The following is a 21,137-nucleotide window of genomic DNA, read 5'->3' as shown; positions in this document are numbered from 1 at the left end:
TTTCATATGACCTTTACCCCGGTGATCGAACCTCCCGCGCCAGTCGAAGCGCTGAGCGACATCCTGATGCGCATCGTTTCCGAACTGCACGATGTCGCCTACCTCATCGAGCGCATCGAGCCGCAGCTTCTCGATCTCGGCGGCGCCGAAATCCTGAATTCGCCGGATTCTATGAAGGTCATGCAGGGTATCGATCTCGCCGTGCAGAAATCGCGCGGCCTTGCCGAATTCATCGACACCATCACCGGCGAAATCCCGCACGGCTGGACGGTCGACGTCGCGACCGCGCTCAGCCTCGTCAAGCTGGCGGAGATGCAGAAGGCGCTGGGCGGCGCCATGCGCCACGGTCATTCCCAGCCGCTGAGCAAGGCGGCCGGCGACTTCGATTTCTTCTAGGAAAGGCTCTACCAGCCCGCCGGTCCGTTTTCGCTCCGCGCGCCCTTTACGAAACGCTCGCGCAAGTTTCGCCGATTATTCGTCAGATGAGGCAATAAGCCTGCTTTGTCTTTTGACGGATCGTGCGAGAACAGAATGAATCTGTTAAATCAATTAGTTCAGATTTTTAAGAACTTTGGCGCCCTAGGCCGTACACGCCTGATGATTCTCGGAGGCGTCGGCGCCGTTTCCATCGCAATCGTCCTTGCGGCTGCCCTTTTCGTCAACAAACCGGCACAGGAAACGCTCTATGTCGGTCTGGATTCGCCCGATCTCAATCAGATCAGCATGGCGCTCGCCGAAGCCAACATCGATTTCCAGGTGGGCACGGACGGTTCCAGCATCACCGTTCCCGCGGGGATGACGGGCAAGGCCCGCTTGCTGCTTGCCGAACGCGGCCTGCCGAACAGCGCCAATGCCGGTTACGAACTCTTCGACAATGTCGGCTCGCTCGGCCTGACCTCCTTCATGCAGGAAGTGACGCGGGTTCGCGCGCTGGAAGGTGAAATCGCACGCACCATCCAGTCGATCTCGGGCATCACTGCCGCGCGCGTCCACATCGTCATGCCCGAAGTCGGCAACTTCCGGAAGGCAGAGCAGAAACCAACCGCTTCCGTCATGATTCGTGCGAGCGCTGCCGCCGGGCGCAGCGCCGCCACCTCGATCCGCCACCTCGTCGCCTCGGCCGTGCCGGGGCTTGACGTCGATGACGTGACGATCCTCGATTCCGCCGGCCAGCTGCTCGCATCCGGCGACGAGACGAGCAACAGCTCGCTGAACCGCTCGCTCAACATCGTCCAGAACGTTCAGCAGGAAGTCGAATCCAACATCGACAAGGCGCTGGCGCCCTTCCTCGGCATGGACAACTTCCGCTCCAGCGTTACCGCCGATCTCAATACCGACGCCCAGCAGATCCAGGAAACGGTCTACGACCCCGAATCCAAGGTCGAACGCTCGGTCCGCTCGACGAAGGAAGCCCAGCAGTCGCAGCAGAGGCAGTCCGACAACGCCACGACCGTCGAGCAGAATATCCCCCAGGCCGCTCCCGAGGCCGGCGGCGCCGGCGGACCGGAATCGCAGGACAAGTCCGACAAGCGCGAAGAGCAGACCAACTACGAAATCAACAGCAAGACGACCGCGACGACCCGCAACAGCTACAAGGTCGAGAAGCTTTCGATCGCCGTGGTGGTCAACAAGGGCCGCATCGCCAAGATGGTCGGTGAACCCGCCGACCAGGCCAAGATCGACGCCTATCTCGCCGAAATGCAGAAGATCGTCGCTTCGGCGGCTGGTATCGATGCCAAGCGCGGCGACGTCGTCACCGTCACGGCCATGGATTTCCTCGAGAACCAGCTGCTCGAAGAGGCGACCGGTGGTGTCCGCGTCATGGACATGCTGAGCCGCAATCTTGCCGGCATCATCAACTCGCTCGCCTTCGTCGCGGTCGCCTTCGTGGTGGTCTGGATGGGCCTGCGGCCTCTGGTGCGCAGCGTCAACGGCAGCGGCTCGGGTGCAATGCTCGGCGACGCCACGCCGGAAGCGGCCGGCCTGGAGCTGCCGGACTTCGCGCCGGCGGCCGGAGCGTCCGGCGGGGCTCTCATGGATGGCTTCGGATCCGACTTCGGCTTCGACAGCACGGAAGACCTGCTCAGCCTCGGCGACGACGACGGCAACTTCAATCGCCGCGTCAAGGAAGGTCCGGAACGCAAACTGTCCCGCATGGTCGAGATCAACGAGGAACGCGCTGCGAAAATCCTCAGGAAATGGGCGATCGACGACGCAGCATAAAAAAAGGGCCGGGCAACCGGCCTTTTTTCATGTGGGTAAGAGGCTGGTTCCATCCAGATCGGAAATAGATCTGGGTCTCTTGAACGCCGGCCGGGAAAATTTAGATAAAATTGTTGAGGATCACTCGCGTAAAACGCGAATCAAGTTGCGGTACAGCCAGAATCATCTTAGCCTTCCCTATATTCTGAGGGGCGCAATTGGTGCTCGAATCAGTGCATGGGCGACAGCGAAAGTAAATCCCCAGAAGTCGGAGATGGTGATTTACATCGGCTGACTTACCCTTAGGTGATTCGAAATGGGATTCGCGCGGGGCTTGAATTGAATCCTTTACAGAAAAATTGCTGTCGCACCGAGTTTGATCGTTCCTCAGCCGCAGGAAATTGCCAATGGATATGACCGTATTTCAGGCGAGCAAAGGCGAGAGGCAAATGGCGAATTTCGCGAGCGTGATGGCGCCGGCACTCTTGCCGCGCGACGAGCTGATCCGGCGCCTGCACGGTGTCGCCGACACTGGAAGGTTGCAGTCCGGTCTGCGCGCTCTGACGGAGTATGTCGGCGCTTCGCACTATCTCCTGGCGCGCTGCGATCTCATCCAGGAAAGCGGCCTCGATTTCATCGTTTCGTCCGACTGGCCGTTCGATCTGGTCAAGGATATCGCCGACGATCTGGTCGGCGGCTATGCCCGCTCGACCGAGTTGGAAAAATGCATGCAGGTCTTCCAGCCGAATTTCGCTCTCCTGCCCGATAGCGCCGATGTACCGGAGGGCGCCAGCCGCCAATATTGTTCGCTGACCTTCAATGTCGGCCGGTCGCGGCTGGCTTTGATGTTCCTGTTCGGCGAAGGCTTCATCCTTTCGCCGGAGCGCCTGCGGGACGTGGGTCTGCTCGCAGGTTATGTCGCGAGCTTCCTTCGCTGCGGCGGCGCACGCGTCGATCGCGATTTCGAACTGACGGACCGCGAGCTGGAATGCCTGTTCTGGATCGCCGAGGGCAAGACCAGCGACGAGATCGCGATGATCCTCGGAATCTCCCGCAATACCATCAACAACTACATCACCAGCGTGATGCGCAAGACGGCGACCAAGACCCGGTCCGAGGCCATTGCCTTCGCTGTCCGGAATAATCTCGTATAGGGGGATCCATGGCCCATCCATCAGGCAGGACGATGAGCGGCGCTGAGCAGCTGCGCATGGTGCGGGTGAACAGGATTTCCAGCCGGTCCGACCTTTTCCCGCGGCTGATCGCGATGCAGAAGCTCGCCGAAGCCCAGGGCTTTGCGATCTATCGCGTCAGCGGTTCGGGCCTGCCGGCAAAGCAGCGCCTGGTCTGCGAGCTCGAGAACTGGGGCTCTTCGAACGCCGGTTTCGGCAAGGCCTTCACCGATGCCTATGGCGATGTCCTTCTCGATCATATCGACAAATCGCTGCTGCCGCTCTCATGGGCCGGCGGTTATGATCGTGCGGCACCCGGCCCGGCGGACTTCTCGCCGTTCATGACGCGGCTGAAGGACGGTATCCTGCCTTTTTCCGGCATCGCTTTTCCGGTGCGGCTCGGCGCCGTCGGCAACGGCTTCATCCTGTTCACCGGCGATGAAATCGACCCCTCGAGCGATACGATCGTCGAGCTGCACGGCCGCTGCTGCCATATCATGATGGATTTGCTCTCGCTCGACGAACGCCGCACCGGTGCCGCCGAGGCCCTCAGCGAACGCGAGATCGCCTGCCTGCAGCTTGCCGGCGACGGCCGCATCAGTGAAGAGATTGCCGACAAGCTCGGCCTTTCCGTGCACACCGTGAACGCCTATCTCGGCTCGGCGACCATCAAGCTCGATTCCGTCAACCGCATCCAGGCGATCGCCAAGGCAATCCGGCTCGGCTATATCAGCTGAACCGGGATTGAAGGGATCAGCCCGCCAGCGCCCTTGGCGCTTGGTTCACGTTGTAGCGCGATTCCCGCAGGCTCTTTTCGAGGAAGCGGGTATTCTCATCGGGATCGGCCGAGGGGTCCTGAAATGCGATGTGGTTGATCTCGATGCCGGCATGGTCTTCGGCGAGGGTGAGCTGGGCATAGACGGTGACGCCGCGCGGCTTGATCTCCAGATCGAGAACGACCTCGGGCTTGCCGCCCCACTCCAGCGTATAGTTTCCGCCAAGGCCGAAATTCACCGTGCCGGGATGAAAGAAAAGCTCCGCCGCCGAAGCGACGAGATCGGAAAGATTGCCGTAATACTCGAAGCGCAGCAGTGAAATAAGGTCAGAAGCGTCCAGAAGGCGCAGTTCCGTGGCAACTGGGCTGATGGCGTTTGCGAGGATCTTTTCACGTTGGGCAGAGTGAGGGCATTTTTTCATTCGGCTTATCTTACCCGTTTGTTCTTGGCGTCTGCGGCGTAGATCCGGTGGATCAGCTCCGCAACGGCCTTATAGAAGACTGACGGTATGACACTATCGACCGAGACTTGCGCAAACATGGAGCGGGCAAGCGGCGGATCCTCGAACACCGGGATGCCGTTCTGCTCGGCGATCTCCCTGATCTTCAGCGCGATGAGGTCCTGGCCCTTGGCCAGCACCACCGGCGCGTCGTTTTCTTCGCGTGCATAACGCAGCGCCACCGCATAGTGCGTCGGGTTGGCGATGACGAGTGTGGCGCGATGCACGTTGGCGATCATGCGCCGGCGCGCGCGGTCGCGCATCAGCGAGCGCTGCCGGCTCTTGACGAAGGGGTCGCCCTGGGCCTGCTTATTTTCTTCCTTTACTTCGTGCCGCGTCATCTTCAGCTCGGTGAACCAGTGATGGCGCGTCCAGAAAAGATCGGCGATCGCGACGATCGCCGTGGCGATCAGCATGACGATGATGATCTTGCGCATCGCCGTCATCATCCGCACGAGGATCGTCTGCGGATCGGAGAACATCGCGTCGATCGAGCTGAAATATTCGCTCCTCAGCACGAAAAACAGGATGACCCCGACGATGACGACCTTGAACAGCGACTTCCCGAATTCGACGAGGCCGGGCAGGCTGAAGAGCCGTGACCAGCCTTTGATCAGCGAGATGCGCGAGGCCTGCGGCCGGATGCGCTCGAGCACCGGCGTCGGCAGGTTCTGGAAGATGGAGGAGGCGATGCCGAACACCATGAACAGGATGAAGGCGGGGGCGAGCAGCGCAGCACTCGCCCAGCCGAGCCGGACAAAGAGCGCCAGAATATCCGGCCCCGTCTCGATCTTCCACTGGTCGGGCTGTTCGAAGATGTCGCGCAGCGTCTCGTTCATGCGCCCGACGCTGTCGGGAAGAAAGAATACCAGATAGATGAAGGTCGCGAGGATGGTTGCGAAGATCGACAGCTCGCGCGAAAACGGCACATTGCCTTTCTCCGCCGCATCGCTTCGCTTTTTCGCGGTCGGGGCTTCTGTTTTGCTGTCCTTGTCATCATCTGCCAAGTCGCGGCCCTCCGTCAGACAAACGGGCCGCAGCCAATGCATGCCGCCCGGCGGCGTGCAGCGGTTTTGGGATGACGATATGCATCAAAGCAAAGACCCGAACGCCTCACATGAATTGCGTTCATGCAAGGCGCTCTGAAGCACGACCTGTTGCTGGAAGGGTAGTCGCCCGCAGCAGGGCGATCAACAGCCGCCTTTCGGCACGCCGGATTTGTCAACAGTCTCGAAGCGTTAGGCGGCTGCCGAAGCGTCGCCTTCCTTCTCCTTGAGCTCGATCTGGCCTGAGTTGGCCAGGCGAATCGCTTCCTGGGCGACGGCGCGGCGAGCGATGGCGATCTCGCGCGGATTGACGCCGCCCATGCCGCTCTGCAGATCCGATTCGATCATGCGGCGCTGGCGAGGGCTGATGGCGGAAAGAACCGATTCGCGGATCTCCGGCGGCGAGCCGCGCAGCGCGACGGTAAGCACATCCGTGGAGATGTCGTTGAGCAGCATGACGCGGCTGCGCTGCGGCATGTACATGAGGTCTTCGAAGAGGAAGATCTTCGGGCGAACCTTGTTGACCGCTTCGCGGCTGATCGATTCGAGCGAGGTGAGCAGCGTATCGACCTGCGGCTTGTCGAGTTCGTTCATGAGATCGGCGACCTTCGTCGAACCGGCCGCATTGCGCTCGGCCTCGACTTCGGCGAGCAGCGTCATGACCTGGTTCTCGATGATCTGCGCGGCCTTCGGGCTGACGGTCTTCATGTTGACCGTGCGGTTCATGATGTCGGCCCGGCGGTTGTCGGGAAGCTGCAGCAGCACCTTGGCGCCGAAGGCGGAGGGCATCATCGAAAGGATATAGGCGACGGTCTGCGGGTGTTCGCGCAGCAGGAACTGTGCCACGAATGCCGGTTCGGCCTCGCTGAGGCGATCCCAGATCGAGGTTTCGTAAGCCTGGAATGCGGTGCGGCGGCCGAGCAGGCTGTCGACCTCGTCGGGCGTCAGCCCTTCTTCCAGGATGGCTTCGATCGCCTTGGCGTTGTCCATCAGGCCGGCGCCCTCGGTGAAGAGGTCTTCGAATTCCGCGACGAGCGACAGCAGCTCGTCCGGCGGAATGGCGCGCAGCGACTGGGCGGATGAGATAATGGTCTGCAGTTCTGCCTGGGTAAAATATTTCAACAGCCGGCCGGCGACTCCCTTTCCCATAGCGAGAAGAACAGCCGCCGCCTTTTCAGCCTGGGTCAACGGTTTCCCGGCTAGCGCGCCGCCGAAATCGTCAAAGTCCATCATGGTCTAACCTCTCCGTCCCACACAGGGATCAGGCTTTTTTCGTGCTCAAAACTTCTATCAGTTTCACACCGAATCGCGTGTCGTCGTTATCAAGCACCGTGATCTCGCCGCGTGCAATCCTGCGGCCATTCACCATAATCTCGACCGGCTCGCCGATCTTCTTGTCGAGGGCGATCGTCGCCCCTTCATTGAGATTCATCAGGCCGGAAACCTGCATGCGGCTGGTGCCGAGCATGATCTGGACGTCGATCGGAATGTCCATGATCAGTTCGAAATTCGAGGTCAGCGCGCTGCCGAGCGGCGCCGGCGCCGCCTCGAAAGAAGAGCTGCCGCCGAAATCCATGCCTGCGGCCGGGCTGGCATTGCCAGCGCCGAAATCGCCGCCGAAATCGTCGCCGCCGAACGGGGAATCCGAAGTCTCGCCGCCGAAGGCTGCCAGATCCGTTCCTGCACCGAAGGCATCATTCTCCAGGTCGCCGCCGAACTGCGACAAGTCGCCATCGGCATCCTGCTTCAACACACCGCGCAGATCGTCGATCGCCTGGTCGAGATCCGCTTCGCTGCCCGGCATATCCAGGGAGAGGTCGCTGTTCTGCTGTGTTTTCTTCGTAGCCATGAAATCACTATTCCAGTTGAAACTTGCCTCAAACTGCCTTTGCAGCCCAAAAGCCAGAGAACCGATTAATTCATTAAATGACGGATGAGTTCGTCATCCGAGTTCATCGTATCCTTGACGCGGACCATGTAGTTTTCGCCGGAACGCCCGAATTCGCAGACATACAATTCCTTGCTGTTGGCGCTCACCTCGACGCGTACGTCTTCGTGGTCGCGGAACGGAATGACGTCGCCGACCATCAGTTTCGATATAGTGCGCAGCGTCAGATCCTGTAGTCTGATCTTTGCCTCTAGCGTCACATGCGAGCGGCGGACTTGGTCGCCGAGCTGCTCGGTCCATTCCGGCGATTTGCCGGAGGCCTGGCGCTTCGGCTTCGGCGGTGTCACGTTGGTCTTGAGAAGCGCCGTCTGCGGAACGATCAGCGAGAATTCCGAGACGATGCCGGCCAGCGTGATCGACATGTTGATGGCGGCGGCGAATTCATCCGGCCGGTCTTCCGGTGGCCGGGCGCGTGCGTCATGAGCATGCGGGGCCGACAGGCTGGGTTCGAAGCCGCCCGGCGCGTTGACGGCCGAGCGCAGCACCTTGGCGATCTTGTCGAAGATCATGACGGCGAGGTCGAGTTCGATTACCGACAGCAGCCGGTCGGCCGGTTCCTCGATCGTATCGGCCGTGGCGCCGAGCAGGTGTTCCATCAGGGTGATGACGAAACCGTTGCCGCAGGCAAGCGTGATGTTCTGCGACCAGTTGCGCAGCGCCGCGTCGACGAGCGTGACATTCGCGCTCAGGTCGTCGATCAGGTGGTTCTTGTAGCCGATCTCGCAGCCGAGATAGTTGACCGTCACGTCGAGGCCGGTCTCGCTCTTGATGACGTCGGGAAAGAATTCGCTGTAAACTTCGCCGAAGGAGCTGCAGATCTTGGCGACCCTGCCTCTGTCGCCCAGCCCGCCCGTCAGCTTGGCCAGAAGGGCAGGATCCATTGCCGGTTTGTCATGCGAAGCATTGCTCATGGTCATTTAAGCCGCCTTGTTTTCGCCACCTGGGTTCATCATTTCCTGCTCGACTGCATCGATCGACGGACGCTCGTAAGCGGAGATCGTCTTGCGGCCGTATTCGAGAGCGACCTGCGGCACCGAGCCGTTCATGTAGGCAAGCAGCGTCTGCTTGACGATGACGTAGAGGCGGTGCTGCTTGTTGCGCACGATCTTGATCTGGGAGACCAGCGGTGAGCAGAGGCAGTAGGACAAGAGAATGCCGAGGAAGGTGCCGACGAGCGCCGAGCCGATCAGGTGACCGAGCACCTCAGGTGATTCATTGATCGCAGCCATCGCCTTGATGACGCCGAGAACGGCCGCGACGATACCGATCGCCGGGAAGGAATCGCCCATGATCTGGATCGCGTGGTAGGGCTTCATCTTGTCGTGCATGATGGTGTTGAGCTCTTCGTCCATCAGCGCCTCGATTTCGTGGCTGCGGGCATTGCCGATGATGATCAGGCGCACGTAGTCGCAGATGAATGCGGTCAGTTCCTTGTTCTTCAGAACGGTCGGAGCCTGCTGGAAGATGGTCGATTCGGCCGGATTGTCGATGTGGGCTTCGATTTCGTTTCGCGACTTGGTGCGCAGGTCGCGCATCAGCGAATAGAGCACGCCGAGCGTGTCGAGATAATTGCGTTCCTTCGGCACGGCGTGCTTGAAGGCTTCGCCGAGCGCCTTTCCGGAATCCTTCACCACCTTCATCGGGTTGGCCATGATGAAGCTGCCGAGACCCGCGCCGCCGATGATGACGAACTCGAAGGGCTGGAACAGAGCGTCCACGTGGCCGCCCATTGCCATGAAGCCGCCGATGACGCAGCCGCAAGTCACTATAAATCCGATAATGATGTTCATCGTCAGCCCAATCTGAACGTTGCTTTTCTTTGAGACCGATAGGGTTTCTGCCTTGCGTGAGGCTGATGAAAGAGCCCGTCGCGGGGCATTTCCGCGTGCCAGCTTCGCGCAAGCATCTGCCGTCAGGCTAAAGGTGACGAATGGGTGTCCGCACCTGTTTCTGAGATGCCGCCTCAGCGAATCCCGGCCGAACCAGACCAAACGACGCCCGGCTTTTCGTTCCGTTCATCGCCAATGCTTGGAGCTTACCGACATGCAATCCGGTCTTTATGTTTCTCTGTCGTCGCAGATGGCTCTGGAAAAGCGCCTGAACACCATCGCAGACAACATGGCGAACGTGAATACGACCGGTTTTCGTGCCACCGAGGTGAAGTTCGACGAGATGGTGGCGGCCACCAAGAACAAGCTGAACACCAAGGTCGCCTTCGTCTCCCAGGGCAATGATTATCTGAATGAGCAGAACGGCGAGCTGCAGCACACCGGTAACATGCTCGATTTCGCCGTCAAGGGCGATGCCTGGTTTTCGCTCGACACGCCGGCCGGCCGCGTGCTGACGCGCGACGGCCGCTTCACCCTGAAAGAAACCGGCGAACTCGTCTCGATCCGGGGATATCCGGTTCTCGACGCCGGCGGCGCACCGATCCAGCTCGATACGAAAGCCGGCGAGCCGGCGGTCGGCACCGACGGCGTGATCTATCAGGGCGGCCGCCAGGTCGGTTCACTCGGCCTGTTCGAGGCCGATATCAGCAAGGGTTACCTCAGGTACGAAAACAGCGGCATCATGACCACCGACCAGCCGCGCGCCGTCGTGGACCGCTTCAATATCGGTGTCGAGCAGGGCTATCTCGAAAATTCCAACGTCAACGCCATGCGCGAGATCACCCAGCTGATCGAAGTCAACCGCGCCTTTGAAAGCATCTCCTCGCTGATGCGTGACAGCGAGGATTCGTTCAAGCAAGCCGTCCAGACGCTCGGAGGCAGCCGCTAATGCATGCCGCCCAAGAGTATGCAGCGGTTTTGGGGGGATGCGCGAGACATTTTCCGGCGGGATTTGACGTATGAGCACCACGTTGCTGTCCGAGGAAAGCCTCTCTCCCAAACTGGCGCATCTGGCAGGCCTCGTCGACCGCTACGTCTCGCCGGATTTCGCCATCGCCCATGGCGGGCGCGTTCAGACCATCGCCGCCGGCCACTATACGGTCCGCGGTCTCTCGCGCCATGTTCGTCTCGGTGAGTTCGTCGCCCATAAGTCGGCGACCGGCATTCATCTCGGAGAGGTCGTGCGCGTCGAGCCGGATCTGATCTATGTCTGCCCGATCGAACCCGGCGAGCCGATCGGTATCCACGATACCGTCATCCGCAAGGGCGCCTTCCGCATTTCACCCTCGGACAGCTGGTGCGGGCGCACCATCAATTCGCTCTGCGAGCCGATCGACGGGCTCGGCCCGATCACCGAAGGGCTCGATCGCCGCTCGATCTCGAATACCGCGCCGCCCTCGATGACCCGTAAGCGTGTCGAGACCGGCTTCAAGACCGGCGTGCGCGCCATCGACATCTTCTCGCCGCTCTGCCTCGGACAGCGCCTCGGCATTTTTGCCGGCTCCGGCGTCGGCAAGTCCACGCTTCTGTCCATGCTCGCCCGTGCGGATGCCTTCGACAAGGTGGTGATCGCGCTGGTCGGCGAGCGCGGCCGCGAAGTACGCGAATTCATCGAGGATACGCTCGGCAGCAATATGAAGAAGGCGATCGCCGTCGTCGCAACCAGCGATGAAAGCCCGATGCTGCGCAAGATGGCGCCGCTGACGGCGGTCACCATCGCCGAGCATTTCCGCGACAAGGGCGAGAACGTTATCTTCATCGTCGACAGCGTCACGCGGTTTGCCCATGCGATCCGCGAGGTGGCGACGGCTTCCGGCGAGCCGCCGATCGCACGCGGTTATCCGGCTTCCGTCTTCACCGAGCTGCCGCGTCTCCTGGAACGTGCCGGGCCCGGCTCCGAAGGCGCCGGCACGATCACTGCGATCATTTCCATCCTCGTCGACGGCGACAACCACAACGACCCGATCGCCGATTCGACGCGCGGCATCCTCGACGGCCATATCGTCCTGCAGCGCAGTCTCGCCGAAGAAGGGCGTTATCCGCCGATCGATCCGCTCGCCTCGATCTCGCGTCTTGCCCGGAAGGCCTGGACGCCGGACCAGGAAAAGCTGGTGTCGCGGCTGAAGGTGCTCATCCATCGCTTCGAGGAGACACGCGACCTGCGCCTGATCGGCGGCTATCGCCAGGGCGCCGATCCCGATCTGGATATGGCGGTCAAGCAGGTGCCCATCATTTACGACGTTCTGAAGCAGTCTCCCGGTGACCGCGAGTCGGCCGATGCCTTCGCCGATCTCGCCGGCGCGCTCAAGGCCGCGGCCGGCATGGGCAATCAGGGCGCCCCCATCCAGAGGAGATAGACGTGGCTGAATTCGACGACGAACGCATCGCTTCCCCGAAGCAGCGCAGGAAGACCGTCATTCTGGATCGGTTTCTGACGTTCGCCGGCCTGGCGCTCGCCGGCGCCTCCGCCTTCTTCCCCTGGTATGTCTTCTTCAACGAGGACAAGTTCGGCATCAACGTGGCGAGCAGCGACAATGCACGCGAGCTGCCGGATTGGCCGGCCCGCAACGTCTTCAGCGTCTCGCCGCTTGCGATGGTCAACAAGAACGAGACGGACAAGAAGGTCCCGCCGGTCGATACGCTGACGACGGCGACGGTCTCCGATCTCGGCAAGGCGCGTGATGGCGCCATGCTCAAGGAGGATCAGCCTTTTCCCGGCAAGTCTTCCTTCCGGCTGCTGCACGTTTCCAACGGCCGGGCGCTGATCGAGGATCCCTCGGGCATGTACGTGGTGCGGATCGGTTCGATCCTGCCGGACGAGAGCCGTCTGGCGACGCTCGAGCAGCGCGACGGCAAATGGGTGATCGTCACCTCCAAGGGCGAAATCTACCAGAACAACTGATGCTGCTTGCAAAAGCATGAGGCAACAAAGGCTCCGATGTCAACCGGCCGGAGCCTTTGTTCTTTCAACGGCCTCCGGCACCGGCTGAAAAGGTCTCGAAGCCCGAATTCCCGTAAGTCCCACGCAAGATTACCTCACTAGGTTCGGGACAGTAAAAACGGAGAGTTCTCATGCAACCGATCCAACTTTTCGACTTGGCTTCGCGGCAGGCGGAATGGCTGACGATCCGTCAGCAGGTTGTTGCCGGCAACATCGCGAATGCCAACACGCCGAAGTTCCGCGCCAAGGACGTGACACCTTTCGACGCCGTGCTTGATAGGTCCGAGATCACCATGGCGCGCACCAATCCAGCGCATCTGAGCGGCAACGATTTCAGCGCCAGCGGCGACATCGACGTCAAGGACGCAGCGCTCGACCAGGAAATCGGCATTCAGGAATCGGGCAACACCGTCGGCCTGGCCGAGGAACTTTCCAAGTCCGGCGAAATCAAGCGGCAGTACGAACTCAACACCTCGCTGATCAGCTCCTTCAACCGCATGATGTTGATGACCGTCAGGAAGTAAAAGTCATGGATCCGCTTTCAGCAGCAATGAAAATCGCCGGTTCCGGGCTCGAAGCGCAATCGACGCGCCTGCGCATCGTCTCGGAAAACATCGCCAACGCCCGCTCGACCGGCGACACGCCCGGCGCCGACCCCTATCGCCGCAAGACGATCACCTTCGGCCAGCAGATGGACCGCACGAGCGGCGTCGAGACGGTCAACGTCAAGAAGGTCGGCGTCGACGAAGGCGATTTCAGCACCGAATTCGACCCCAGCAATCCGGCTGCGAACGAAAAGGGCGTCGTCAAGCTGCCGAACGTCAATATCCTGGTCGAGATGGCCGACATGCGTGAAGCCAACCGCTCCTATGACGCCAACCTGCAGACCATCAAGCAGACCCGCGACCTCATCTCCTCCACGATCGATCTCCTGAAGAGCCAATAATAATGATCAGCAGCGTCCAGAATGTCAGCAACCTTTCGATGACCCGTGCGCTCGGCGCCGTCGACACCGAAAATTCCGCCTCGTCGTCTGCCGCCGCCACCATGCCGGGCACCGCGGGTGCCGCCAACGGCATGAGCTTTGCCTCGGTCCTGGGCGGTATGGCGACTGACGCAGTCAACAGCCTGAAGGGTGCGGAAAGCATGTCCTTTGCCGGCATCAAGGGCACGGCGACGACGCGCGAAGTCGTCGATTCCATGCTGCAGGCCGAGCAGACGCTCCAGACCGCGATCGCCATCCGTGACAAGGTCGTCTCGGCCTTTCTCGAAGTCACCAAGATGCAGATGTAACTGATTTGAGGACGAAGACATGAGAGCGCTCGCCATCGCAGCAACGGGCATGGATGCCCAGCAGACCAATCTGGAAGTCATCGCGAACAACATCGCTAACATCAACACGACGGGCTTCAAGCGGGCCCGCGCCGAGTTCACCGACCTGCTCTACCAGACCGAACGGGCCAAGGGCGTTGCCAACCGCGCCAACCAGGCCGTCGTTCCCGAGGGGGCCAATATCGGCCTCGGCGTTCAGACCTCGGCGGTCCGCAATCTGCATCTCCAGGGCGAACTCACCCAGACCGGCAACGACCTCGACGTGGCGCTGATCGGCAAGGGCTTCTTCCAGATCCAGTCGACCGACGGCACCACGCTCTATACCCGCGCCGGCGCATTCAACAAGAACGACCAGGGCCAGCTCGTCACCATCGACGGTTATGAGGTCCTTCCTGGCATCACCATCCCGCAGGGTTCCACGGAGCTGACGATCAGCCGCTCCGGCGAAGTTTCGGTCAAGCTGCCCGGTCAAACCGATACGACCGTGCTCGGTCAGCTGACGCTTGCCGACTTCGTCAACGAGGCGGGCCTCCAGCCGATCGGCGACAACCTCTTCCAGGAAACGGCGGCCTCGGGCGAGGCTGTCGTCGGCAATCCGGACGAGGAAGGTTTCGGCTACATGAAGCAGGGTTACCTGGAATCCTCCAACGTCGATCCGGTGAAGGAAATCACCGAGCTGATCTCGGCCCAGCGCGCTTATGAAATGAATTCCAAGGTGATCACCACCGCTGATGAAATGGCCTCCATCGTCAGCAAGAACCTGAAGTAGAGGGAAGGGCCGAAACATGATGTTTTGCCGGGCAGGACGCATCTCAGGATGGGTGGCGGCAGCCACGATCGCACTCGCGGGCATCGTTGTGCCCGCGGACGCGGATGCCGGCATGGGTTATGCCGTCGTCCCGACGACGATCATCTACCCCGGCGACACATTGTCGGGCAGCCAGCTTCAGGAGGTCGAGGTCACAAACCCCAACCTCGCCGGAGACTATGCCAAATCGATTTCGCAGGTCGAAGGCCTGGTTTCCAAGCGCACACTGCTGCCTGGCCGCACGATTTCGGTCTCGGCCTTGCGCGAGCCCTATACGGTGACGCGCGGCTCTTCGATCCGCCTGGTCTTCTCTCTCGGCGCAATGACGATCTCGGCCGCCGGCACGCCGCTCGAAGACGGCGCGACGGGGCAGCTCATCCGCGCGCGCAATATGGATTCCGGCGTCATCGTCAGCGGCACGGTGCTTGCGGATGGCACGATCCATGTGAGGGCAAAATGAAATTGTTCTTCCGTTTCCTGACCCTTGTCGCGGTTCTCGCCATGAATTTGGCCGATGTCGCGCCCGCCTGGGCGCTGACCTCTCGCATCAAGGACATCGCCTCCCTCCAGGCCGGCCGCGACAACCAGCTGATCGGTTACGGCCTGATCGTCGGTCTGCAGGGAACCGGCGACGGTTTCCGTTCCTCGCCCTTCACAGAGCAGTCGATGCGGGCGATGCTGCAGAATCTCGGCATCTCGACGCAGGGCGGCCAGTCCAGCGCCAAGAATACGGCGGCGGTGATGGTCACCGCCAACCTGCCGCCTTTTGCCAGTCCCGGCAGCCGTATCGACGTGACGGTGAGCTCGCTCGGCGACGCGACGTCGCTGCGTGGCGGCACGCTCGTCATGACCTCGCTTTCCGGCGCCGACGGCCAGATCTATGCCGTCGCCCAGGGCGCCGTCATCGTCTCCGGCTTTCAGGCGCAAGGCCAGGCGGCGACGGTGACCGAAGGTGTCACCACCGCCGGCCGCGTGCCCGGCGGCGCGATCATCGAGCGCGAGCTGCCGTCCCGCTTCAAGGATTCGGTCAATCTCGTCCTGCAGTTGCGCAACCCCGACTTCTCGACGGCGATCCGCATCGCCGACATCGTCAATGGTTATGCCTCGGCGCGCTTCGGCGGCCCGGTGGCGGAAGCCAAGGATTCGCAGGAAGTGGTGGTCCAGAAGCCGCGTGCGGCCGACCTCACCCGCCTGATGGCCGATATCGAAAATCTCATCGTCGAAACCGACACGCCGGCCAAGGTCGTCATCAACGAGCGGACCGGAACGATCGTCATCGGCTCGGACGTCCGCGTCTCGCCGGTCGCCGTCAGCTACGGCACCTTGACGGTCCAGGTCACCGAGACGCCGCAGATCATCCAGCCCGAACCCTTCTCGCGCGGCCGCACCGCCGTCCAGCCGCAGACCGACATTGCGGCCGAACAGACCGGTGGACGCGTCGCCATCATCGATGGCCCCGATCTCAGGACCTTGGTCGCCGGCCTCAACAATATCGGCGTGAAACCGGATGGCATCATCGCCATTCTCCAGGGCATCAAGTCGGCGGGCGCCCTGCAGGCGGAGCTTGTGCTGCAATGATTGGTCTCATCAATCCTGACATGACGGTCCTGCAACTGCTGCGCCGGCTGGCGCTGCCGGCGGCGGGCCTCGTCCTCCTCTCGATTCCCGGCGCTTTCGCACAGGAGCATCCGGAAGGCGCCATCACGCCCCAGGACGAGATCAAGCAGTTCTGCACGAACATCGCCGATCCCGCCCGCGACCAGCGTTATCTTCTGCAGAAGCAGGAGCTGGAAAAGCTTCGCGCCGACATCGACGCCCGCATGGCCGAGATGGACAAGCGCAAGGCCGAATATCAGGACTGGCTCAAGCGCCGCGACGATTTCCTGAAGCAGGCGGAAGCCGGGCTCACCGAAATCTACAAGAAGATGAAGCCGGATGCGGCAGCACTCCAGCTGCAGGACATGAAGATCGAGGTGGCGTCTGCGGTTATCATGCGGCTCGGACCGCGCCAGTCGAGCCTCATCCTCAACGAGATGGACCCTGAGAAAGCTGCGGTCATCGCAAACATCATCGCCAGTGCGTCCGACCCCAATACGTCGAAGGATCCTTCATGAATATGCGTCTCCCGGCAGCGATCGCCGCTCTCGCACTCCTTGCAGGTTGCCAGTCTCCGACGGCAGTCAGCGAGATCGGCCGCGCGCCTGCCATGAGCCCGATCGGCAGTGGTCTCGCCTATGGCCAGACGCCGCAGATGGCGCTCTATCCGAAGCAGCCGCGCGCCGTGGCGCAGGGCTATTCGCTGTGGAGCGATTCGCAGGCCGCCCTCTTCAAGGATGCGCGCGCCTTGAACGTCGGCGACATTCTGACCGTCGACATACAGATCAACGACAAGGCCTCCTTTGACAACGAGACCAACCGCAGCCGCACCAATTCGAGCGGCATGAACTGGGATATCAACGCCCAGATCTTCGGCTGGACGCCCGAGTCCAAGACCGACCTGACTTACGGTTCCGACACCAGCACCGACGGCAAGGGCAAGATCGAGCGTACCGACAAGATCACCCTTCTGGTCGCAGCCGTCGTCACCGGCATCCTCGAAAACGGCAACCTCGTCATCTCGGGTTCGCAGGAAGTGCGTCTGAACCAGGAACTGCGCATCCTGAACGTCGCCGGTATCGTTCGGCCACAGGACGTCAATGCCGACAACCAGATCTCCTACGACAAGATCGCCGAAGCCCGCATCTCCTATGGCGGCCGCGGCCGTCTGATGGAAGTGCAGCAGCCTCCGCGCGGCCAGCAGGCCGTCGATCTTTTCTCGCCGCTTTGAGGCTGAACGACGATGGCAGAGCCAGACGCAATCGCAGGTCAACCGAAGAAGAAATCCGCCGCGCTGATGACGATCATCGGCATCGCCGCGCTGACGCTCGTCGGCGCCGGCGGCGGCTGGGCAGTGGGCACGATCGTCGCGCCCAACGTCAAAGGCGCCAAGGAAGCGGAGCTCGCCAAGGAGGCCGAGGCCAAGAAAAAGGCCGAGGAAGGCCTGGCTCGCATCTCGACCGAAGAGAACAACGTCGTCCAGCTCGAGCCGATCACGTCGAACCTCGCTTACCCCTCTGAAAACTGGGTCCGACTCGAGGTCGCGCTGCTGTTCAACGGTCCGCCTGATGTCAAGGTTTCCGAGGATATTCATCAGGATATCCTCGCCTATATCAGGACCGTTTCCCTCCAGCAGATCGAGGGGCCGCGGGGCTTTCAATATCTCAAGGATGACATACAGGAACGTGTTGACCTTCGCTCGCAAGGGCGGGTATCGAAGGTCATGTTCAGGACATTTGTCATCGAATGATTCGATTCATAGTTTTCCTTGCTGCCATGATGGCGGTACCGGAACTGGCGGTGGCACAGCAGCTGCCGACCGATTTGTTGAACGTGCCGGTCGACGGCTCCGTCGCCGCCTGGATCATCCGCACGTTCGGCCTGCTGACCGTTCTTTCGGTCGCGCCGGGCATCCTGATCATGGTGACGAGCTTCCCGCGCTTCATCATCGCTTTCTCGATCCTGCGCTCGGGCATGGGCCTCTCCTCGACGCCCTCCAACATGATCCTGCTGTCGCTGTCGCTGTTCATGACCTTCTACGTCATGTCGCCGACTTTCGATCAGGCCTGGCAGAACGGCGTGCAGCCGCTGCTCGCCAACCAGATCAACGAGACCGAAGCCGTTCAGCGGATTGCCGAACCTTTCCGCACCTTCATGGCGGCCAATACCCGCGACAAGGATCTGGCGCTCTTCGTCGATCTCGCGCGCGAGCGCGGGCAGAATATTCAGACGGCCGATCCGGTCGACTACCGCGTGCTGATCCCGGCCTTCATGATTTCCGAAATTCGCCGCGGCTTCGAGATCGGCTTTCTCATCGTGCTGCCGTTCCTGGTCATCGACCTCATCGTCGCGACCATCACCATGGCGATGGGCATGATGATGCTGCCGCCGACCTCGATCTCGCTGCCTTTCAAGATTCTCTTCTTCGTGCTGATCGACGGCTGGAACCTGCTCGTCGGCAGCCTGGTGCGTTCGTTCAGCTGAACGGCGGACTTTTATTCCCGTCGCCAACGAAAAAACCCGCCGGATCGCTCCGGCGGGTTTTTCATTTGGATCGAAAGCCTCACTCGGCGGCGAAGGGCGCCGTGCGCGGCGGCAGCGCCGGAATGTCGATGTGATCGGGCGCAAGGCGCTGTTTGGCGCGCTCGGCCATGATTTCGTAGGCCTGCTCCAGATGATGGCAGAAACGTTCGGCGTCGAAGAGCGGAGCGATGTAGCGCTTCTCCTTCAGATGCGCCTTGTATTCGGCGATCCGCCCGGGATTTTGCGCCAGTTCGACAGCAAGGTCTTCATAGGCCTGCAGGTCGGCGGCGACGAGATCCGGCAGGTCGATTGCCTGGAGCAGGCTTTCGCTGACGCGTGAGGCGAAGTTGGTGCCCTTGACGGTCAGAACCGGCAGTCCGCCCCAGAGCTGCTCCGAGGTGGTCGTGTGGCCGTTGACGGGGAAGGTGTCGATGCCGAGATCGGCCGCCTGCTGACGGTCGATGTGCTCTTCATAGGGCGCGCGCGGGCAGAAGATGATCCGCTTGGGGGAAATGCCTGCGGTCTGGAACTGCTTCAGGAGGTTCGCCTGGTTGCGCGGCGTATTCGCCATCAGCCAGAGCACGCTGTTAGGCGCCCGCTTGAGAATCCGGCACCAGCTGTTGATCGTTTCCGGCGTGATTTTGCGGTTGCCGTTGAAGGAGGCGAAGATGAATGCCTCTTCCGGCAGGCCGAGCTGTTCGCGGGTGACAGGACGTGGCTTCGGACGATGCGTCGGATCGTTCGGCTGGTAACTCTCCGGAAGCCGGCAGAATTTCTCATGATAGAACGGCATTGCCACATCAGGCAGGACGAAATGGTCGCCGATCACATAGTCGAGATCGATGTTGACGGTGCTGCCGGGGAAGCCGAGCCAGCCGACATGCACCGGTGCGAGCGGCAGGTTGAAAGCCGTCGCGCGGCTGCCCGACGTATGGCCCTTCAGGTCGACCATGATGTCGATATTGTGCTCGCGTACAGTTTCGAGCACCGCCTGGTCGGAGAATCCGTGAATGTCGACGATCCTGCCCCAGCGGCTGCGGTCGGTGTCGTTGTGCTTTAAGAATTCCGGGCCTGTATGGCAGAACAGCGTGACCTCGAAGCGATCCTTGTCGTGCAGTTCGAGGATGCGCTGCAAAAGCTTCATCGTCGCGTGGCGATCCCAGAAGTCCGATGACATGTAGCCGATCCGGATCTTGTTAGACCACGTATGTGGCTGGTTGCGACGGAAGGCCACGCGCTCCTGATTGAGAGGCGTGGTGCCGATTGTCGCATATCGATTGAAATCCTCATTGCCGCACCAATGCAGGTGATAGAACGGATTGTCCTTCCGCAGGATCTCAAGATCGCCCTTTGCAAGGGCCTGGTCTATCACAGACTTATGCTTGGCCTCTTCATCGAACTCGTTGAATTCGCGGAGGAAAACAAGATGGAGGAAACGGAATGCGTGATTGCCGGGAAAACGCTTGAAGAGGTTGCGCGCAAGCGTCTGGTTGGTTGCGTCATGGAGATCGTCGCCGAGCAGCAAGGCGGCCAGGCGCATGTGATCGGGATTCATGCTCTCCGACAGCACCGCCTTGAAGGGACTGATGATATCTCGCTGCTGGCGTTTCAGATAGATCGCTGTGATGATGAATGCGAGCTCTGGATCTTCCTGCGCCTTGGTAAGGTTGCGCATGGCGATCAGCAGCGCTTCATCCTCGTTGCCGGTCTCATAATGCAGCTTGGCAGCCTGCTTCTGATATTCGTAGGCGTTCGGTCCCTCGCAATTGCCGGCAAGGCTATAGGCTTTCGCGGCGTCGGCCTTGAAACCGAGCTGCACGAGGTTCTTGGCCAGCAGCGCATAGGTCTTGGCATCCTGCTGGATATCCATCAGCTGGTTGAGCGTCGCCAGGGACTGTGTGTAACGGCCCATCTGGTAATCCTTGGATGCCGCAGAGAACGAAACTTTGCTGTTCAAAACCCAACTCCGTGAAGGAAATATTCTGGCGTGGCTGCCGATTGCCGAAGCACAGGCGGGCCGCCCCCGGAAAAGCAGGGGATCGGTCCGATGGTGGCATCTCACACACTGCCATTCGAAGCTTGCTTGAAACCGGTGGCGCGCGGGTGCCTGCGTTATCCTCAACGCCTCACCTGTCTCAGAAAGAGTCCTTTTCTCCGATAAAGTGCGTTTTTGCCACTCGAAATTCGAATGGCAAAATTATCTTCAGCAGCCATTAACTAAGCGCTGTGAGGAGGCATTAACTATGCCATGTGAGGCCCTCAGCGAGACCCCGTATTTTTAAGAAGTTGGCAAGCATTGGCTGCGAGATTGCCCTGGACATGACGGGTTTGGGCCAAAACAAACAGGGCGCCGAGTAGCATGAAGCTGGTCCGTCATCGCCGGTATTACAGTCCGGTATGTCCTC

At 60.9% G+C, this 21,137-nt stretch carries 24 protein-coding genes; 17 read left to right on the top strand and 7 right to left on the bottom strand.

Features of this window, described 5'->3' with window-relative positions; all coding sequences use genetic code 11:
• Positions 1-6 precede the first annotated feature (6 nt).
• The 4 genes from CO670_RS03060 (at position 7) to CO670_RS03045 (ending at position 4,111) form a co-directional block, all read left to right on the top strand.
• Positions 7-396 (top strand): hypothetical protein, encoded by a 390-nt coding sequence (locus CO670_RS03060; RefSeq protein ID WP_097588916.1) that lies wholly within the window; start codon positions 7-9, stop codon positions 394-396.
• Between the two features lie 135 nt (positions 397-531).
• Complete coding sequence (fliF, locus tag CO670_RS03055) at positions 532-2,223, top strand: flagellar basal-body MS-ring/collar protein FliF (protein WP_088688864.1); 1,692 nt, start codon at positions 532-534, stop codon at positions 2,221-2,223.
• Positions 2,224-2,609: 386 nt separating this feature from the next.
• Complete coding sequence (locus CO670_RS03050; RefSeq protein ID WP_097588915.1) at positions 2,610-3,356, top strand: helix-turn-helix transcriptional regulator; 747 nt, start codon at positions 2,610-2,612, stop codon at positions 3,354-3,356.
• Between the two features lie 8 nt (positions 3,357-3,364).
• Complete coding sequence (locus CO670_RS03045) at positions 3,365-4,111, top strand: helix-turn-helix transcriptional regulator (protein WP_097588914.1); 747 nt, start codon at positions 3,365-3,367, stop codon at positions 4,109-4,111.
• 16 nt (positions 4,112-4,127) lie between these two features.
• Here CO670_RS03045 and CO670_RS03040 read toward each other — a convergent pair whose 3' ends face one another.
• From CO670_RS03040 to motA, 6 genes are all read right to left on the bottom strand, one after another.
• The gene (locus CO670_RS03040; protein ID WP_097588913.1) at positions 4,128-4,571 is read right to left on the bottom strand and encodes a hypothetical protein; all 444 of its coding nucleotides are present in this window, start codon (positions 4,569-4,571) and stop codon (positions 4,128-4,130) included.
• Between the two features lie 5 nt (positions 4,572-4,576).
• Positions 4,577-5,656 (bottom strand): flagellar biosynthesis protein FlhB, encoded by a 1,080-nt coding sequence (gene flhB / locus CO670_RS03035; protein ID WP_097588912.1) that lies wholly within the window; start codon positions 5,654-5,656, stop codon positions 4,577-4,579.
• Positions 5,657-5,887: 231 nt separating this feature from the next.
• Entirely contained in the window at positions 5,888-6,928 is a 1,041-nt protein-coding gene (gene fliG / locus CO670_RS03030; RefSeq protein WP_088676835.1) for a flagellar motor switch protein FliG, read from the bottom strand.
• 28 nt (positions 6,929-6,956) lie between these two features.
• Positions 6,957-7,544 (bottom strand): flagellar motor switch protein FliN, encoded by a 588-nt coding sequence (fliN, locus tag CO670_RS03025; RefSeq protein WP_097588911.1) that lies wholly within the window; start codon positions 7,542-7,544, stop codon positions 6,957-6,959.
• A 65-nt stretch (positions 7,545-7,609) separates the two neighbouring features.
• The gene (locus CO670_RS03020; RefSeq protein WP_097588910.1) at positions 7,610-8,560 is read right to left on the bottom strand and encodes a FliM/FliN family flagellar motor switch protein; all 951 of its coding nucleotides are present in this window, start codon (positions 8,558-8,560) and stop codon (positions 7,610-7,612) included.
• Entirely contained in the window at positions 8,561-9,433 is an 873-nt protein-coding gene (motA, locus tag CO670_RS03015) for a flagellar motor stator protein MotA (RefSeq protein ID WP_088676838.1), read from the bottom strand.
• 253 nt (positions 9,434-9,686) lie between these two features.
• On the opposite strand from motA, the gene flgF reads away from it, so the two are divergent.
• The 13 genes from flgF to fliP all read left to right on the top strand — a co-directional run bounded on the left by flgF (position 9,687) and on the right by fliP (position 18,693).
• Positions 9,687-10,421 (top strand): flagellar basal-body rod protein FlgF, encoded by a 735-nt coding sequence (flgF, locus tag CO670_RS03010; RefSeq protein WP_097588909.1) that lies wholly within the window; start codon positions 9,687-9,689, stop codon positions 10,419-10,421.
• A gap of 70 nt (positions 10,422-10,491) precedes the next feature.
• Complete coding sequence (fliI, locus tag CO670_RS03005) at positions 10,492-11,889, top strand: flagellar protein export ATPase FliI (RefSeq protein ID WP_097588908.1); 1,398 nt, start codon at positions 10,492-10,494, stop codon at positions 11,887-11,889.
• 2 nt (positions 11,890-11,891) lie between these two features.
• Entirely contained in the window at positions 11,892-12,434 is a 543-nt protein-coding gene (locus tag CO670_RS03000) for a flagellar protein (RefSeq protein ID WP_088676841.1), read from the top strand.
• 170 nt (positions 12,435-12,604) lie between these two features.
• A complete protein-coding gene (flgB, locus tag CO670_RS02995) occupies positions 12,605-12,997 on the top strand; it encodes a flagellar basal body rod protein FlgB (RefSeq protein ID WP_097588907.1) in 393 nt (130 codons plus the stop codon).
• A gap of 5 nt (positions 12,998-13,002) precedes the next feature.
• Positions 13,003-13,419: a flagellar basal body rod protein FlgC gene (gene flgC / locus CO670_RS02990; RefSeq protein ID WP_088676843.1), complete on the top strand. Its 417-nt coding sequence runs from the start codon at positions 13,003-13,005 to the stop codon at positions 13,417-13,419.
• A 2-nt stretch (positions 13,420-13,421) separates the two neighbouring features.
• Complete coding sequence (locus CO670_RS02985; RefSeq protein ID WP_097588906.1) at positions 13,422-13,766, top strand: flagellar hook-basal body complex protein FliE; 345 nt, start codon at positions 13,422-13,424, stop codon at positions 13,764-13,766.
• A gap of 19 nt (positions 13,767-13,785) precedes the next feature.
• A complete protein-coding gene (gene flgG, locus CO670_RS02980) occupies positions 13,786-14,574 on the top strand; it encodes a flagellar basal-body rod protein FlgG (RefSeq protein WP_088676845.1) in 789 nt (262 codons plus the stop codon).
• A gap of 16 nt (positions 14,575-14,590) precedes the next feature.
• Positions 14,591-15,073, top strand: coding sequence for a flagellar basal body P-ring formation chaperone FlgA (flgA, locus tag CO670_RS02975; protein WP_097588905.1), 483 nt, complete (start codon positions 14,591-14,593; stop codon positions 15,071-15,073).
• Positions 15,070-16,191 (top strand): flagellar basal body P-ring protein FlgI, encoded by a 1,122-nt coding sequence (locus tag CO670_RS02970; RefSeq protein ID WP_088676847.1) that lies wholly within the window; start codon positions 15,070-15,072, stop codon positions 16,189-16,191. The genes flgA and CO670_RS02970 overlap by 4 nt, the downstream gene beginning before the upstream one ends.
• Entirely contained in the window at positions 16,188-16,727 is a 540-nt protein-coding gene (locus CO670_RS02965; protein ID WP_097588904.1) for a MotE family protein, read from the top strand. Before CO670_RS02970 ends, CO670_RS02965 begins: the two co-directional genes overlap by 4 nt.
• Positions 16,724-17,440: a flagellar basal body L-ring protein FlgH gene (flgH, locus tag CO670_RS02960; RefSeq protein ID WP_088688858.1), complete on the top strand. Its 717-nt coding sequence runs from the start codon at positions 16,724-16,726 to the stop codon at positions 17,438-17,440. The genes CO670_RS02965 and flgH overlap by 4 nt, the downstream gene beginning before the upstream one ends.
• Before the next feature lie 12 nt (positions 17,441-17,452).
• Positions 17,453-17,959: a flagellar basal body-associated FliL family protein gene (locus tag CO670_RS02955; protein WP_097588903.1), complete on the top strand. Its 507-nt coding sequence runs from the start codon at positions 17,453-17,455 to the stop codon at positions 17,957-17,959.
• Complete coding sequence (gene fliP, locus CO670_RS02950) at positions 17,956-18,693, top strand: flagellar type III secretion system pore protein FliP (RefSeq protein ID WP_097588902.1); 738 nt, start codon at positions 17,956-17,958, stop codon at positions 18,691-18,693. Before CO670_RS02955 ends, fliP begins: the two co-directional genes overlap by 4 nt.
• A 79-nt stretch (positions 18,694-18,772) precedes the next feature.
• Here the strand turns inward: fliP and CO670_RS02945 are convergent, their stop codons facing one another.
• A complete protein-coding gene (locus CO670_RS02945; protein WP_097588901.1) occupies positions 18,773-20,689 on the bottom strand; it encodes a glycosyl transferase in 1,917 nt (638 codons plus the stop codon).
• Between the last annotated feature and the right edge of the window lie 448 nt (positions 20,690-21,137).

Source organism: Rhizobium sp. J15 (genome assembly GCF_002531825.1).
GTDB lineage: Bacteria > Pseudomonadota > Alphaproteobacteria > Rhizobiales > Rhizobiaceae > Rhizobium.
Note: the sequence above shows the minus strand (reverse complement) of the source record. Positions and strands in the feature narration are given on the sequence as shown.